The organism is Mycobacterium sp. HM-7 (assembly GCF_053852335.1).
The window spans coordinates 5,155,178-5,167,266 of sequence record NZ_CM132657.1; the positions used below are offsets into that span (position 1 = coordinate 5,155,178).

The 12,089-nt window shown below is 67.8% G+C and carries 13 protein-coding genes; 8 read left to right on the forward strand and 5 right to left on the reverse strand.

What is annotated here, in order from left to right; translation table 11 throughout:
* Positions 1-162 precede the first annotated feature (162 nt).
* Positions 163-447, reverse strand: a complete 285-nt coding sequence (locus tag ACWW1C_RS24900; protein ID WP_455980743.1) for a hypothetical protein — start codon at positions 445-447, stop codon at positions 163-165.
* A gap of 350 nt (positions 448-797) precedes the next feature.
* Here ACWW1C_RS24900 and ACWW1C_RS24905 point away from each other — a divergent pair, with 350 nt between their 5' ends.
* Entirely contained in the window at positions 798-1,424 is a 627-nt protein-coding gene (locus tag ACWW1C_RS24905; RefSeq protein WP_455980744.1) for an LGFP repeat-containing protein, read from the forward strand.
* Here ACWW1C_RS24905 and ACWW1C_RS24910 read toward each other — a convergent pair whose 3' ends face one another.
* Both ACWW1C_RS24910 and ACWW1C_RS24915 read right to left on the reverse strand, forming a co-directional pair.
* A complete protein-coding gene (locus ACWW1C_RS24910; protein WP_455980745.1) occupies positions 1,425-1,874 on the reverse strand; it encodes an SRPBCC family protein in 450 nt (149 codons plus the stop codon). It lies immediately after the preceding gene.
* Between the two features lie 41 nt (positions 1,875-1,915).
* Positions 1,916-2,929 (reverse strand): VWA domain-containing protein, encoded by a 1,014-nt coding sequence (locus tag ACWW1C_RS24915; RefSeq protein WP_455980746.1) that lies wholly within the window; start codon positions 2,927-2,929, stop codon positions 1,916-1,918.
* A 192-nt stretch (positions 2,930-3,121) separates the two neighbouring features.
* Here ACWW1C_RS24915 and ACWW1C_RS24920 point away from each other — a divergent pair, with 192 nt between their 5' ends.
* The 7 genes from ACWW1C_RS24920 to ACWW1C_RS24950 are packed head-to-tail and all read left to right on the forward strand — an operon-like array spanning position 3,122 to position 10,050.
* Entirely contained in the window at positions 3,122-5,962 is a 2,841-nt protein-coding gene (locus tag ACWW1C_RS24920; protein ID WP_455980747.1) for a Na+/H+ antiporter subunit A, read from the forward strand.
* Positions 5,959-6,432 carry a Na(+)/H(+) antiporter subunit C gene (locus ACWW1C_RS24925; protein WP_455980748.1) on the forward strand — a complete coding sequence of 158 codons (474 nt, stop codon included), beginning with the start codon at positions 5,959-5,961 and terminating at the stop codon, positions 6,430-6,432. Before ACWW1C_RS24920 ends, ACWW1C_RS24925 begins: the two co-directional genes overlap by 4 nt.
* Positions 6,429-8,021 carry a Na+/H+ antiporter subunit D gene (locus tag ACWW1C_RS24930; protein ID WP_455980749.1) on the forward strand — a complete coding sequence of 531 codons (1,593 nt, stop codon included), beginning with the start codon at positions 6,429-6,431 and terminating at the stop codon, positions 8,019-8,021. The genes ACWW1C_RS24925 and ACWW1C_RS24930 overlap by 4 nt, the downstream gene beginning before the upstream one ends.
* Positions 8,018-8,548 carry a Na+/H+ antiporter subunit E gene (locus tag ACWW1C_RS24935; protein ID WP_455980750.1) on the forward strand — a complete coding sequence of 177 codons (531 nt, stop codon included), beginning with the start codon at positions 8,018-8,020 and terminating at the stop codon, positions 8,546-8,548. Before ACWW1C_RS24930 ends, ACWW1C_RS24935 begins: the two co-directional genes overlap by 4 nt.
* Positions 8,545-8,820 (forward strand): monovalent cation/H+ antiporter complex subunit F, encoded by a 276-nt coding sequence (locus ACWW1C_RS24940; RefSeq protein WP_455980751.1) that lies wholly within the window; start codon positions 8,545-8,547, stop codon positions 8,818-8,820. Before ACWW1C_RS24935 ends, ACWW1C_RS24940 begins: the two co-directional genes overlap by 4 nt.
* On the forward strand, positions 8,817-9,152 hold the full coding sequence (gene mnhG, locus ACWW1C_RS24945; protein ID WP_455980752.1) for a monovalent cation/H(+) antiporter subunit G: 336 nt from the start codon (positions 8,817-8,819) through the stop codon (positions 9,150-9,152). Before ACWW1C_RS24940 ends, mnhG begins: the two co-directional genes overlap by 4 nt.
* Complete coding sequence (locus ACWW1C_RS24950; RefSeq protein WP_455980753.1) at positions 9,139-10,050, forward strand: class I SAM-dependent methyltransferase; 912 nt, start codon at positions 9,139-9,141, stop codon at positions 10,048-10,050. Before mnhG ends, ACWW1C_RS24950 begins: the two co-directional genes overlap by 14 nt.
* On the opposite strand, the gene ACWW1C_RS24955 is transcribed toward ACWW1C_RS24950, so the two are convergent.
* Positions 10,043-11,365: a hypothetical protein gene (locus ACWW1C_RS24955; RefSeq protein ID WP_455980754.1), complete on the reverse strand. Its 1,323-nt coding sequence runs from the start codon at positions 11,363-11,365 to the stop codon at positions 10,043-10,045. The two genes, ACWW1C_RS24950 and ACWW1C_RS24955, sit on opposite strands and share 8 nt — an antisense overlap.
* Positions 11,366-11,451: 86 nt before the next feature.
* A complete protein-coding gene (locus ACWW1C_RS24960) occupies positions 11,452-12,087 on the reverse strand; it encodes an LON peptidase substrate-binding domain-containing protein (RefSeq protein ID WP_455980755.1) in 636 nt (211 codons plus the stop codon).
* Between the last annotated feature and the right edge of the window lie 2 nt (positions 12,088-12,089).

Below are 12,089 nucleotides of genomic sequence, written 5' to 3' on the forward strand. Positions count from 1 at the left end.
CGACGCCGTCAGCAGATGGGCCAGCGGACCCGACAGGGCCGGCGGTCCACTCCGCTCAGCAGGCGGGCCCGCGGACGCCAGCGCCGTCAGCCCGGCCGCTACCAGTACTGCGCCGATGCGCCATACGGCGCATCGGCGACCTACTGGGATGGAACTCTCGTTCTAGTGCGGAGCGGTGACGACGTTGCCCGGCAACGCAGTTTGCGGTCCCGGAGCCTTCACCGTCGGGGAGAACGAGTTGCCACCCTTGGTGGGCCCGCCCTTCTCGCTCGGTGTCACCGGCGACGACGAGGCCGGTGCCGACGTCGTGGTGGTGGTGCTCGTGGTGGTGGTCGGTTCTTCCTTGGCCTTCTCGCCACAGGAAGAGAGCAGGCCCATCGCGAGTCCGGCGGTCACGGCCAGGCCGGCCACCATCTTCTTGCGGGTCGAGTTCCGAACGGTGGTCATACCGATTCTCCTTATTGTCCATTCCGTTCGCCCCGACAGCCAAAGCTACGAAGAAACGGGCATCGCGATCGTAAACCCGATTCGCTACTCACAGCATACCGAGAGAACAATTTCACCGCTGGGACATCTAGCCCATTCGCGGGACATAGGGCCCCGCCGGCAAACAACCGACCGACCCCTGTCGTCGCACGCCGGCGCGACTACTGAGGTTGATGCGACAGCAGTTAACTGTTGTCGATAAACATTCGCCCAAAGTAGTACGAGGCGTACCAGTGACTAATACGGTCGAAGGCGTTCGGACTTCAATGGCGAAGTCGTTTCACCTGTCGAATTCATAGAGGAAGTCTCACGTGAAAAACGAATTGCTCATCCGCCGTACCGCCGCCGCAATCGGCATCGCCGCACTCTCCGGAGCTGCCGTCGTCGGCTGCTCACAAACCAAGGACATCGGTTCCACCGCATCGTCGGCCGCCAGCTCGGGCGCCAGCGCGGCCTCATCGGTTGCCAGCTCCGGAGCCAGCGCGGCATCGTCCGCCGCCAGTTCCGCGTCGAGCGCCGCGTCGTCGGCGATGGCCGGGTCGCCGACCACCATGAACGTGCCGGGCGTGGGCAGCGTGCAGCTGGACGGCCCCGTCGCCGACGCCTACCAGAAGGCCGGCGGCGAGGCCGCCCTCGGGCTGCCGACCGGTCAGCCGCAGAAGGTCGGCGACGGTACGGTGCAGGCCTTCGCCAAGGGCACCATCTTCAGCTCGCCGGCGACGGGCGCGCACCTTGTGCAGGGTGAGATTCTGCGCGAGTACACCGAAAAGGGTGGCGCCGGAGGCGAATTGGGCTTCCCGACCGCCGACGAAGCCCAGACCGCCGGCGGCCCGGACGCACCCAAGGGCGGCTGGATCAGCGAGTTCCAGAAGGGCACCATCACCTGGCTGAACCAGGGTGACGGCACCTTCAAGGCGACCATCACGCCCAAGCAGTAATCACTGTTCCTCGGCGAGCGCGGCGAGCCGGGCCAGTGATGCCTGCAGCCAGTCGGCGGAGGTCTGCCTGGCCCGGTTCAGCCGCTTCTCGTCGGTCAGCGCCGTCCAGTCGTAGGTGTGCGTGACACGGGTGTGCCCGTCATCGATGGGGTCGAGTTCCCAGCGCCACAGGTGCCCCGGCTGCGGCAGTCCGGGTTCGGACGGCTTCCACGCGATGCGCCGCCCCTCGACGAATTCGACGACGTGGTTCTCTCGCGTCGCGCCGATGGTCAGTCCCATGACGAACACGTCGCCCACCGCGCGGACGCGCTGGCCCGCGGACGCCTCCGTCAGGTTGTCGTTGCCGTCCCAGCGCGGCTGCTGTGCGGGGTCGGCGATCAGCTCGAAGATGCTTGCCGCCGGGGCGGCGATGTCACGGCTGGCGCTGACGACCCGAATTTCGTTGTCCACGAGTCGTATTCAACCCGACGGACACGCAACGCGCGAGGCGATTACGTCGGCAGCCGCCGGTTGATCACCAACGCGGAGATCACCGCACAGGTCAAGGCGAACACACCGAGGCGCAACCACGCGGTACCACCGGGCCCGCGGATGATCTCGTAGCCGATCTGCTGCTGAATGGCGTCGTAACTCTTGTTGAGGTCCTCGATCTTGGCTGCCGTGTACATCTGCCCGCCGGACAGCTCGGCGACCCGCTTCATCGTGGTGTCGTTGACCGGGACGTTGACGCTCTGATTGTCGACCTTGATCTTGCCGCCCTTGGTGCCGAACGCGATGGTCGAGATCGGGGTGTCCGACTCCTTGGCGGTCCGCGCCGCGGTATACGCGCCGTGCGGACTGTCCGGGTTGCCCGGCCGGTTCTCCGCTCCGTCGGACAGCAACACGATGCGTTTCGGCGGCTTGTCGGTGTTACCGCTGCCGCCGAGCACGTCCGCCAGGGTCGAGATCGCGCGCAGCGCCGCGAAGATGCCGTCGCCGGTCGCAGTGCCGTCGTCGACCGTCAGGTGGTCGAGCGCGGTGATGGTCGCGTTGTGGTCGGGGGTCGGCGACACCAGCAGGTTGGTGTTCCCGGAGAACGTGACCAGCCCCAGGTTCACCCCGGGGGTCAGCTTCTTCGCGAACTGCTTGGCCGCATCTTTGGCCGCGGCCAGCCGGCTCGGCGAGACGTCGTCGGCCTCCATGGACCGGGAGACGTCCATCACGAGCATGATCACCGCGCGGTTGCGCGGGGTCTTGATCTCGTGGGTGGGCGCGGCCAGCGCCACGGTCAGGGATAACAGCGCCGCCACCGAGAACACCATGGGCACGTGCCGCCAGCGGGACGGTTGCAGCGGTACGACGTCGGTGCGCGGCTGGTCGCCGGCATAGCTGCGGAGCCGGCTGGCGCGGTTGCGCTGCGCCGCGAGATAGACCGCCACCAACGCGACGGGTAACAGCGCGGTCAAGAGCAACCAGGGGTGGGCGAAGCCCGACAATGACACCGATCCGATTCCCGGAAGACTCATCGGCGCCCCGTCGCGTTCGTCACCATAAGTGAAAAGTGTAGGAGTCGGTGCATCGTGCACCTGGTGGCGGGCCTGTGGCCTGCGAGAACCGCCAGACCACGGCAGTCACAGCCGCCCCGTAAGCTGGCCGGACCCTCTCCCGTCGCTACGCTCGCCCCCAACGGACCGCCCCCCGACACCTGCCGGAGGCCCATGCTCACCGTTCTGTACGTGCACGCGATCGCCACCGTGCTCGCTCCGCTGTTGGTACGACGCTGGGGACAGCGGGCGTTCTATCCCCTCGCGCTGGCCCCTGCCGGCTCGCTGATCTGGCTCGCGCTGAACTGGCCCGGGACCGGCGAGCAGACACTGCACATCGACTGGGTGCCGCAGCTGTCCATGGACATCACACTGCGCCTGGATTCACTGTCGGCGATCATGTCGGTGCTGGTGCTGGGTGTCGGCACCCTGGTGCTCCTCTACTGCGCCGCGTACTTCCACCACGCGGACGGGCACACCGAGAATCGGCTGCCCAGCTTCGCCGCCGAGCTCGTGGCGTTCTCGGGCGCCATGTTCGGGCTGGTCTGCAGCGACAACACACTCCTGCTGTACCTGTTCTGGGAGCTGACGACCGTCCTGTCGTTCCTGCTGGTCGGCCACTACGCCGAGCGCGTCGCCAGCCGCCGCGCGGCCACCCAGGCGCTGCTGGTCACCACTTTCGGCGGGCTGGCCATGCTGACCGGCATCATCATGCTGGGCACGCTCGCCGGCACCTATCGGCTGTCGGATCTCGTCGCCAATGCACCGACCGGCACCACCTCGTCGGTTGCCGTCGTGCTGGTGCTCATCGGCGCACTGTCCAAGTCGGCCATCGTGCCGATGCACTTCTGGCTACCGGGCGCCATGGCGGCGCCGACGCCCGTCAGCGCCTATCTGCACGCCGCCGCCATGGTGAAGGCCGGCGTTTACCTCATCGCCCGGATGACCCCCGGATTCGCCGACCACCAGCCGTGGCGGCCGACGGTCGTGACGCTGGGGCTGGTGACGCTGCTGCTCGCCGGCTGGCGCGCGGTGCGCGAGTACGACCTCAAACTGATCCTGGCGTTCGGGACGGTGAGCCAGCTCGGGCTGATCACGGTGATGGTCGGGGCCGGCGGCGGTGATCTGATGCTGGCCGGATTGGCGATGCTGTGCGCGCACGCCATGTTCAAAGCGGCACTGTTCATGGTGGTCGGGATCATCGACCACGCCACCGGCACCCGTGACATCCGGAAACTGGCGTGGCTCGGCCAACGGAGCCCGGTGCTGTTGGGCATCGCCGTCGCCGCTGCCGCCAGCATGGCCGGCCTGCCACCGTTTCTCGGCTTCGTCGCGAAGGAAGCCGATTTCGAAACCCTGTGGCACAGCCCGACATTGGGCGCCGCGGCCCCGTTCGTGCTGGCGACCGTGGCGTTCGGGTCGGTGTTCACCATGATCTACAGCCTGCGGTTCCTGTACGGGGCGTTCGCCCGAAAAGGCCATGAGGAACCGACGATTCGCGTTGCCGAGATGCACCGCCCCAGCCTCGGTTTCCTGCTGCCGCCGGGCATCCTGGCCGTCGCCGGCCTCGGGTTCGGGTTATTGCCGAACGCGCTGGACCACGCCATCGCCGACTACACCGCCACCATGCCGGGCAGCACCGGGTACCACCTGGCGCTGTGGCACGGCGTCAACATGCCGCTGCTGCTGTCGGCCGTGATCCTCGCCGCCGGCGGAGCGGCATTCGGCCTGCGGCACCGCCTCGAGCGCATCCGGCTGCCGTATCTACCGCTCGGCAACGCCGACCGGATGTACGACGCCGCCATCCGCGGCGCGGACCGCTTCGCCGTGCGGCTGACGGCGTTCACCCAGCGCGGCTCGATCCCGACGACCCAGTCGATGATCCTGTCCACCCTGGCCGTGCTGCCCATCGCGGTGCTGATTCTCGGCCAGCGTGACCAGCCCGAACTTCGTTGGTGGAACTCGCCGATCCAGGTGGTCGTCGGCCTCATCGTGTTGGCGGCGGCGATCAGCGCGACGGTGATGCGCAACCGCCTCGCGGCGGTGCTCGTCGTCGGCGTCACCGGTTATGGCTGCGGCACGCTCTACATCTTCTATGGGGCGCCGGACCTCGCGTTGACCCAATTCCTGGTCGAGACACTGACTTTGGTGGTCTTCCTGCTGGTGCTGCGCACGCTGCCCGCCGAATCGGACGCCACCTACATGAAGCGCCACCGGCTCCCCCGCGCCCTGCTGGCCACCGCCGTCGGCTCGTCGGTCACCGCGCTGGCCGTCTACGCCATGGCCGCCCGCAACACGCGCCCGCTGGCCGAGCTGCTGCCCGACGCGGCCTATTACCGCGGGCACGGCGCCAACACCGTCAACGTGCTGCTGGTGGACATCCGGGCCTGGGACACTCTCGGAGAGATCTCGGTGCTGCTGGTCGCCGCGACAGGTGTGGCATCGATGGTGTTCCGGCACAGGCGTTTCGGCTCGGCACCCCGGGTACCCAGTGCATCTCGGCGAGCTCACCGGCCTGGTACCACCTGGCTGCGAGGCAGCGACCTGCGCGATCCGCGACACCGTTCCCTGGTCCTCGAAGTCGCGACGCGCATGATCTTCCCGCTGATCATGGTGCTGTCGGTGTACTTCTTCTTCGCCGGACACAACACTCCGGGCGGCGGGTTCGCCGGCGGCCTGACGGCCGGCCTGGCCCTCGTCCTGCGCTATCTGGCCGGCGGCCGGTACGAATTGGGCGAGACCCTGCCGCTGGACGCCGGCAAGATTCTGGGCGTCGGCCTGGCCCTGTCCGCCGGGACGGCGACGGCCTCGCTGCTGCTGGGTGCGCCGGTACTGTCCAGCGCGGTCGTGAAATTCACGCTGCCCCTGCTCGGTTCGGTGAAGGTGGTGACGGCGCTGTTCTTCGACCTCGGGGTGTACCTCATCGTCGTGGGCCTGGTGCTGGACATCCTGCGCAGCCTGGGCGCAAGAGTCGACGAAGAGTTGTACGCACCACGTGAGGCGGCCACCCGATGACGACCTATCTCGTCCCGCTCGTGCTCATCGGCGGCCTCACCGGTACCGGTGTGTACCTGCTGCTCGAGCGGAACCTGACCCGAATGCTGTTGGGCCTGTTGCTGATCGGCAACGCGGTGAACCTGCTGATCCTGGTGATGGGCGGCGACTCCGGCAATCCACCGGTGCGCGGCCGCACCAGTCACGGCCGGACGGGTATCGCCGATCCCCTGGCTCAGGGCATGGTCCTCACCTCGATCGTCATCACGATGGGTGTGGCCGCGTTCGTACTGGCGCTGATCTATCGGGCCTACCGCCTGACCACGGTCGAAGAGGTGGGCAACGACCCCGAGGACAGCCGCCTGGTCCAGTTGTCGTCCACCGACGAGCCGGCCGTCGACGAAGACCGCGGCGCACCGTCCGTCGTCACCGACGCCGACGCGCCGGCCGAACTCGACGCACTGCCCGCCGAACCACAGGAACAGGCGTGACGGCCGGCGCGGCGCTGGCACCGCTGCCCGTCCTCATCCCGATCCTCGGTGCCGCCGCGACGCTGTTCGCGGGCCGCCGTCCGCGGCTGCAGCAGGTCATCGCGCTGGTGGCACTCATCGCGGTGACGGCCGTCTGCGCGGCGCTGGTCTACGTCGTCGACCACAGCGGCACCGTCGCGGTCCACGTCGGCGGCTGGGGCCAGACCGAACTGGGGATGGGACCGCTCGGCATTGTCCTTGTGGTAGACCGGCTTTCGGCCCTGATGCTGGTGGTATCGGCAATCGTGCTGCTGGCCGTGGTCTGGTACGCCATCGGGCAGGGTATCCGCGACGGCGGTGACGAGCAGCCGGTGTCGATCTTCCTGCCGACCTACCTGGTGCTGTCTGCGGGGGTGTGCATCGCCTTTCTGGCCGGCGACCTGTTCAACCTCTTCGTCGGCTTCGAGGTGCTGCTGGCCGCGAGCTTCGTGCTGCTCACGGTCGGGGCCAGCGAGGAGCGGGTCCGGGCCGGCATCGGCTACGTCATGGTGTCCATGGTGTCGTCGGTGATCTTCCTGATCGGCATCGCGTTGATCTATGCGGCCACCGGCACGCTGAACCTGGGTGAGCTGGCGAGCCGGCTGGACGGCATCACGCCGGGCACCCGCGCGGCACTGTTCGCGGTGCTGCTGGTGGCGTTCGGCATCAAGGCGGCGGTGTTCCCACTGTCGGCCTGGCTCCCCGACTCGTACCCCACCGCCCCGGCGCCGGTCACCGCGGTGTTCGCCGGCCTGCTCACCAAAGTCGGTGTGTACGCGATCATCCGGGCCCACAGCCTGTTGTTCCCGGGCGGCGCACTGGACGGCGTGCTCATGGTCGCGGCGCTGCTCACCATGTTGATCGGCATCTTCGGCGCCATGGCCCAGAGCGACATCAAGCGACTGCTGTCCTTCACCCTGGTCAGTCATATCGGCTACCTGGTGTTCGGCATCGCGGTGTCCAACCGGATCGGGATGGCGGGCGCCATCTACTACGTCGCGCACCATATCGTCGTGCAGACCACGCTTTTCCTGGTGGTCGGACTGATCGAGCGGCAGGCCGGGGCGTCGACGCTGCAGCGCCTCGGCGGGCTCGCCGCGGCCAGCCCGCTGCTGGCGTTCGTGTTCATCATCCCGGCACTGAATCTCGGTGGTATTCCGCCGTTCTCGGGGTTCATCGGCAAGGTCGCGTTGCTGCAGGCCGGCGCGACGAGCGCGTCGGTCCTCGCCTGGGCCCTGGTCGCCGGCTCCGTGGTCACCAGCCTGCTGACGCTGTACGTGATGGCACGGGTGTGGACGCTCGCGTTCTGGCGGGCCCGCGCCGACGCGCCGGAGGGCATGCTGTCGACGGCAGCCCCGGCGGGCCTGTTGGAACCGGTGGCGAACGTGGCCGTCGACGACCGGCCGGACGTCGGCCGGATGCCCGTCAGCATGCTGGCACCGACAGCGGTTCTCATCGCGGTGGGCCTCGCCTTGACGGTGTTCGCCGGGCCCATCTTCGGCTTCGCCGAACGGGCCGCCGATCAGGTCGCCGACCGCGGCCAGTACATCGCGGCGGTGCTGACGCCATGAGGCAATGGTTACCGCGTGTCGGCATCCTGGTCTGGCTGACGGCCGTGTGGATTCTGTTGTGGGGCAACATCTCCGCCGCGAACATCCTCGGCGGACTCGCCGTCGGGCTGCTGATCACCGTGCTGTTGCCGCTGCCGCAGGTGCCCGTGGCGGGCCGGTTGCATCCGCTGTCGCTGGCGTGGCTGACACTCAAGGTCGCGTACTACCTGGTGCTGTCCTCTGTCCAGGTCGCCTGGCTGGCGATCAGACCCGGTCCCCCGCCGCTGACCGCGGTGCTGCGGGCCCGGCTCGCCCTCAAGTCCGACCTGGTACTCGCGCTGGCCGTCAACGTCATCAACCTCATCCCCGGCTCGATCGTGCTCGAGATCGATCAAGCCCGGCGGATGATCTACGTCCACGTCCTCGACGTGGGATCCGAGCGTGCGGTGCAGCAGTTCTACCGTCAGATCGCCGAAGTGGAGCGGTTGATGATCGCCTCGTTCGAGCGTGAATCCCATTGGCAGCCTGTGGAAGTGGACCCGCTATGAGCATCGTATGGATCGCCGCAGCGATCATGCTGGTGGCGGCCGCTGCCATCACGGTATTCCGGCTGCTGGCCGGCCCCGGCACCCTGGACCGACTGGTCGCGCTGGACACCATCGTCGCCGTCACCATGTGCGGCATCGGCACCTGGGCGGCGTACAGCCTCGACACCACCGCGACCTACAGCTTGACGGCACTGGCACTGATCACCTTCGTCGGCTCGGTCAGCGTGGCCCGGTTCCGCGTCCGCGATACCGATCAGGAGCCGCCGCAGTGAACGTATTCGATGTCGTCTCGGGCGCTTTGGTGCTCTTCGGTTCGGCACTCGCGCTGACGGCCGCGATCGGCGTCGTGCGTTTCCCCGACACCTTGACGCGGATGCACTCCGCCTCCAAACCCCAGGTGCTGGGATTGCTGCTGGTCCTGACCGGCGCCGCACTGCGGCTGCGCGGGCAGGCCGACGTCGGCATGCTGATCCTGGCCGGGTTGTTCACCCTCATCACCGCGCCGGTGGTGGCCAACCGCGTGGGCCAGCTCGCCTATCGTGAACAGAGCTTCCGCGACGACCTGCTGATCCGCGACGAATTGGACGACCATGGCGCGAACTGACGACGATTCTTGGGACATCACGGAAAGTGTGGGCGCCACCGCCCTCGGCGTGGCCATGGCGCGGGCCGCCGAATCCGCCTCGGAGAACCCACTGTTCGACGATCCGTACGCGCAGCTGTTCATCGACGCCGCCACCGAGACGGGCTGGTCCTCCCCGTTCTCCGGCGGTGCTGCCGGTTCGGTGCAGGCCGAGCGCGTTCGCATGGTGTGGGCATACGCCGCTGCCCGCACCAAGTGGTTCGACGAGTTCTTCGCGTCGGCCAGCGCCGACGGCATCCGGCAGGTGGTGATCCTGGCGGCCGGGCTGGACGCGCGCGCCTGGCGCCTCGCGTGGCCCACCGGCACCGTGGTTTTCGAGATCGACCAGCCGAAAGTGTTGGCGTTCAAGGAGGAAACCCTGGCAGCCCACGATATTCAGCCCGCTGCCCGGCACGTCGCCGTTCCCGTCGACCTTCGACAGGACTGGCCGGAAGCCTTGCAGCAAAAAGGTTTTGACGCGACCCAACCGACGGCCTGGCTCGCCGAGGGGTTGCTGCCCTATCTACCGGCAGCAGCCCAGGACCTGCTGTTCGAGCGACTGCACGAGCTCAGCGCGCCGGGCAGTCGGGTCGCGGTGGAAGGGTTCGGCGCGGGCTACTTCAGCGAAGAGAACCAGCGCCTGCGCAAAGCGCGGATGGATGCGATCCGAGCGGAAGCCGCCAAGGCCGGTCAGCCGATGACCGATGTCTCCGAGCTGTTCTACAGCGAGCCCCGAGAGGACGTCGCCGAGTGGCTGACCCGCCACGGCTGGCAGACCAGGGTCGAGACCTCGGCCGAGGTCACCGCCCGCTACAAGCCCGAGGTCGCCGGCGAGGTGCCGGACATCGGCAGCGAGTTCGTCGACGCCAAGCTCAGTTGAACTTGATCTTCACCTGCTCGCCGCTGACGTCGGCGGTGGTGCCGGTGACGTACGAGGTCACCGTGCCCCGCGTGGTGCCCCCTCGGCGGCCCTGGCCGCTGACCTCGTAGTGCACCTCGCCGGAAATGCGTACTTCCATGCGGTATTCGTCCAAGTCACCGACCTTGACGGCGCTCATGTCGGGCTGGCTCCAGGTCACGGTGCCGTCGACCAGTTCCCGGTCACTGATCTTCACCGGGCAGGGTGCCGGCGGAACCAGTGAGCGCGACGAGGAGCAACTGCCGTACGCCGCGTCCAGCAGCTTGGCGATGGTCTTGGTGCCGGAATCGTTGAGGGCGAACTTCGGCTGCAGGTACGAGCTCGCCGAATATCCCTCGATGGAGTCGAGCAGCAACGGCTTGCTGTTGGTCACCGACACGTACGGGCTGGTGCTGCCGAGGTCCAGGAAGCCCGGGAACACGTAGATCGCGGACTCCTCGCTGATCTCCTTGCCGAACACCGTCATCGTTTTCCGCGCGGCATTGTCGCTGCTGCTCAACGACGACAGATCGAGCTTGACGGCGGCGTGGGCCAGTTGCCACTTGCCGCCTTCTTTCTTCACCTGGATCGTGGCGTCGGAGTTCTTGTCGCCGAACTTGGCGGCCACATGGACCTCGGCGCGGCCGATGGACTCCATGGTCTTGTCTTCGTTCAGGATGCGGATGTCACTGATCGGCCATTCGCCGGTCTGCTTCTTCAGCACGTCGCTGGAGAGGAACTCTTTCGACGCCGGCTGGTCGTTGCTGAAGGACAGCGCCGCGTCGGCATTGCCGTTCGACAGCGCTTCCAGGTAGCCCTTGACGACCTCACTGGCCGAGCCCGAGGCAGCGCTGTCGCCCGAACCGAACGAGTCGTAGACGTAGTAGATGCCGCCACCCACAACGACGAGCGCCACCACGATGGCCGCGATGATCAGCGGCACCTTGTTCTTCTTCGGCGGGCTGACGAACGGCTGTGCGCCGTAGGCCCCGGGCGCTGCCGGCCCTCCTGGCCAGCCCATCGGGGCGGTACCGGGCGCGCTCGGGGCCTGGCCCCAGCCTCCGGTCTGCGGTGCGGCCGGCTGGCCCCAGGCCGGGGTCTGCGGCGAACCTGCCGGCGGCTGGCTCAGTGGCGGCGGCGTCTGCTGCGGTGCCTGCGGGGGCCAGCCCGGCGCGGCCGGCGGCTTGGTCTGGTGAATCGCCGTCTCTTCTTCGTCGGACGACCTGCCCGCGCCCCCACCCGGGTTGGGACCGTTGTAGTTGGGACCGTTGTAACCGCTCCCCTGCCAACCCGTCATCGTGCACCCTCCCCGTAACACAAGAAACTGTGTCCAGGATAAGCGGTGCGGCACCACCCTCGCTGCACTGAACGTGCCGGATACCGCTAGTCCTCGGAAAGCTGGAACTCCACCATCGCGGTGAGGCTCGCCACCGCTTCGTCGAGCGCGTCCAGCCGGGCCGCGGCATTCGGCGCAGCCAGCACCGAATACTTGTCGGCCTGACCGATCGGCAGTAGCGACGCCAAGGCGTACAGACGTTGTCCCACATCGGGTTTGACGGTCCTGGCCAGAATCGAGTCCCGGTCCCGCAGCCGCGCGCCCTGAATCGACGCGATGCGTTCGAACACCGCGATGATCCGGTCCTCGACCGCCACGATGGCCGCCTCGGGCACCACCGGCCCCGGCTCGTCGGGCCACCTCTCGATTTCGGCCCGCGGGTACGGATCGTCGTTGTGCCACTGCACGATTCGGATGCGGTCGGTCACGCTGCAGTTCAACATGTACCGGCCGACGCCCTGCGACTGACACCGGTCGATGTGCGCGAGCGCCCCCACCGAGCACCGGGCGTCGCCGCCGCCCACCTCACGGCCGGCCGAGATCAGCACCACACCGAACACCTGCTCTGTGGCGGCCATGCAGTCCCGCACCAATTCGCCGTACCGCGGTTCGAAGATGCGCAGCGGCAGTTCGTCACCGGGCAGCAGCGCGGATTCCAGCGGGAACATCGGCGTGATGGGCACGG

Coding starts and splice junctions, on each gene's coding strand:
- ACWW1C_RS24940 (WP_455980751.1), top strand. CDS start 8,545: ATGAGCATCGTATGGATCGCCGCAGCGATCATGCTGGTGGCGGCCGCT.
- ACWW1C_RS24900 (WP_455980743.1), bottom strand. CDS start 447: ATGACCACCGTTCGGAACTCGACCCGCAAGAAGATGGTGGCCGGCCTG.
- ACWW1C_RS24915 (WP_455980746.1), bottom strand. CDS start 2,929: ATGAGTCTTCCGGGAATCGGATCGGTGTCATTGTCGGGCTTCGCCCAC.
- ACWW1C_RS24935 (WP_455980750.1), top strand. CDS start 8,018: ATGAGGCAATGGTTACCGCGTGTCGGCATCCTGGTCTGGCTGACGGCC.
- ACWW1C_RS24950 (WP_455980753.1), top strand. CDS start 9,139: ATGGCGCGAACTGACGACGATTCTTGGGACATCACGGAAAGTGTGGGC.
- ACWW1C_RS24920 (WP_455980747.1), top strand. CDS start 3,122: ATGCTCACCGTTCTGTACGTGCACGCGATCGCCACCGTGCTCGCTCCG.
- ACWW1C_RS24925 (WP_455980748.1), top strand. CDS start 5,959: ATGACGACCTATCTCGTCCCGCTCGTGCTCATCGGCGGCCTCACCGGT.
- ACWW1C_RS24955 (WP_455980754.1), bottom strand. CDS start 11,365: ATGACGGGTTGGCAGGGGAGCGGTTACAACGGTCCCAACTACAACGGT.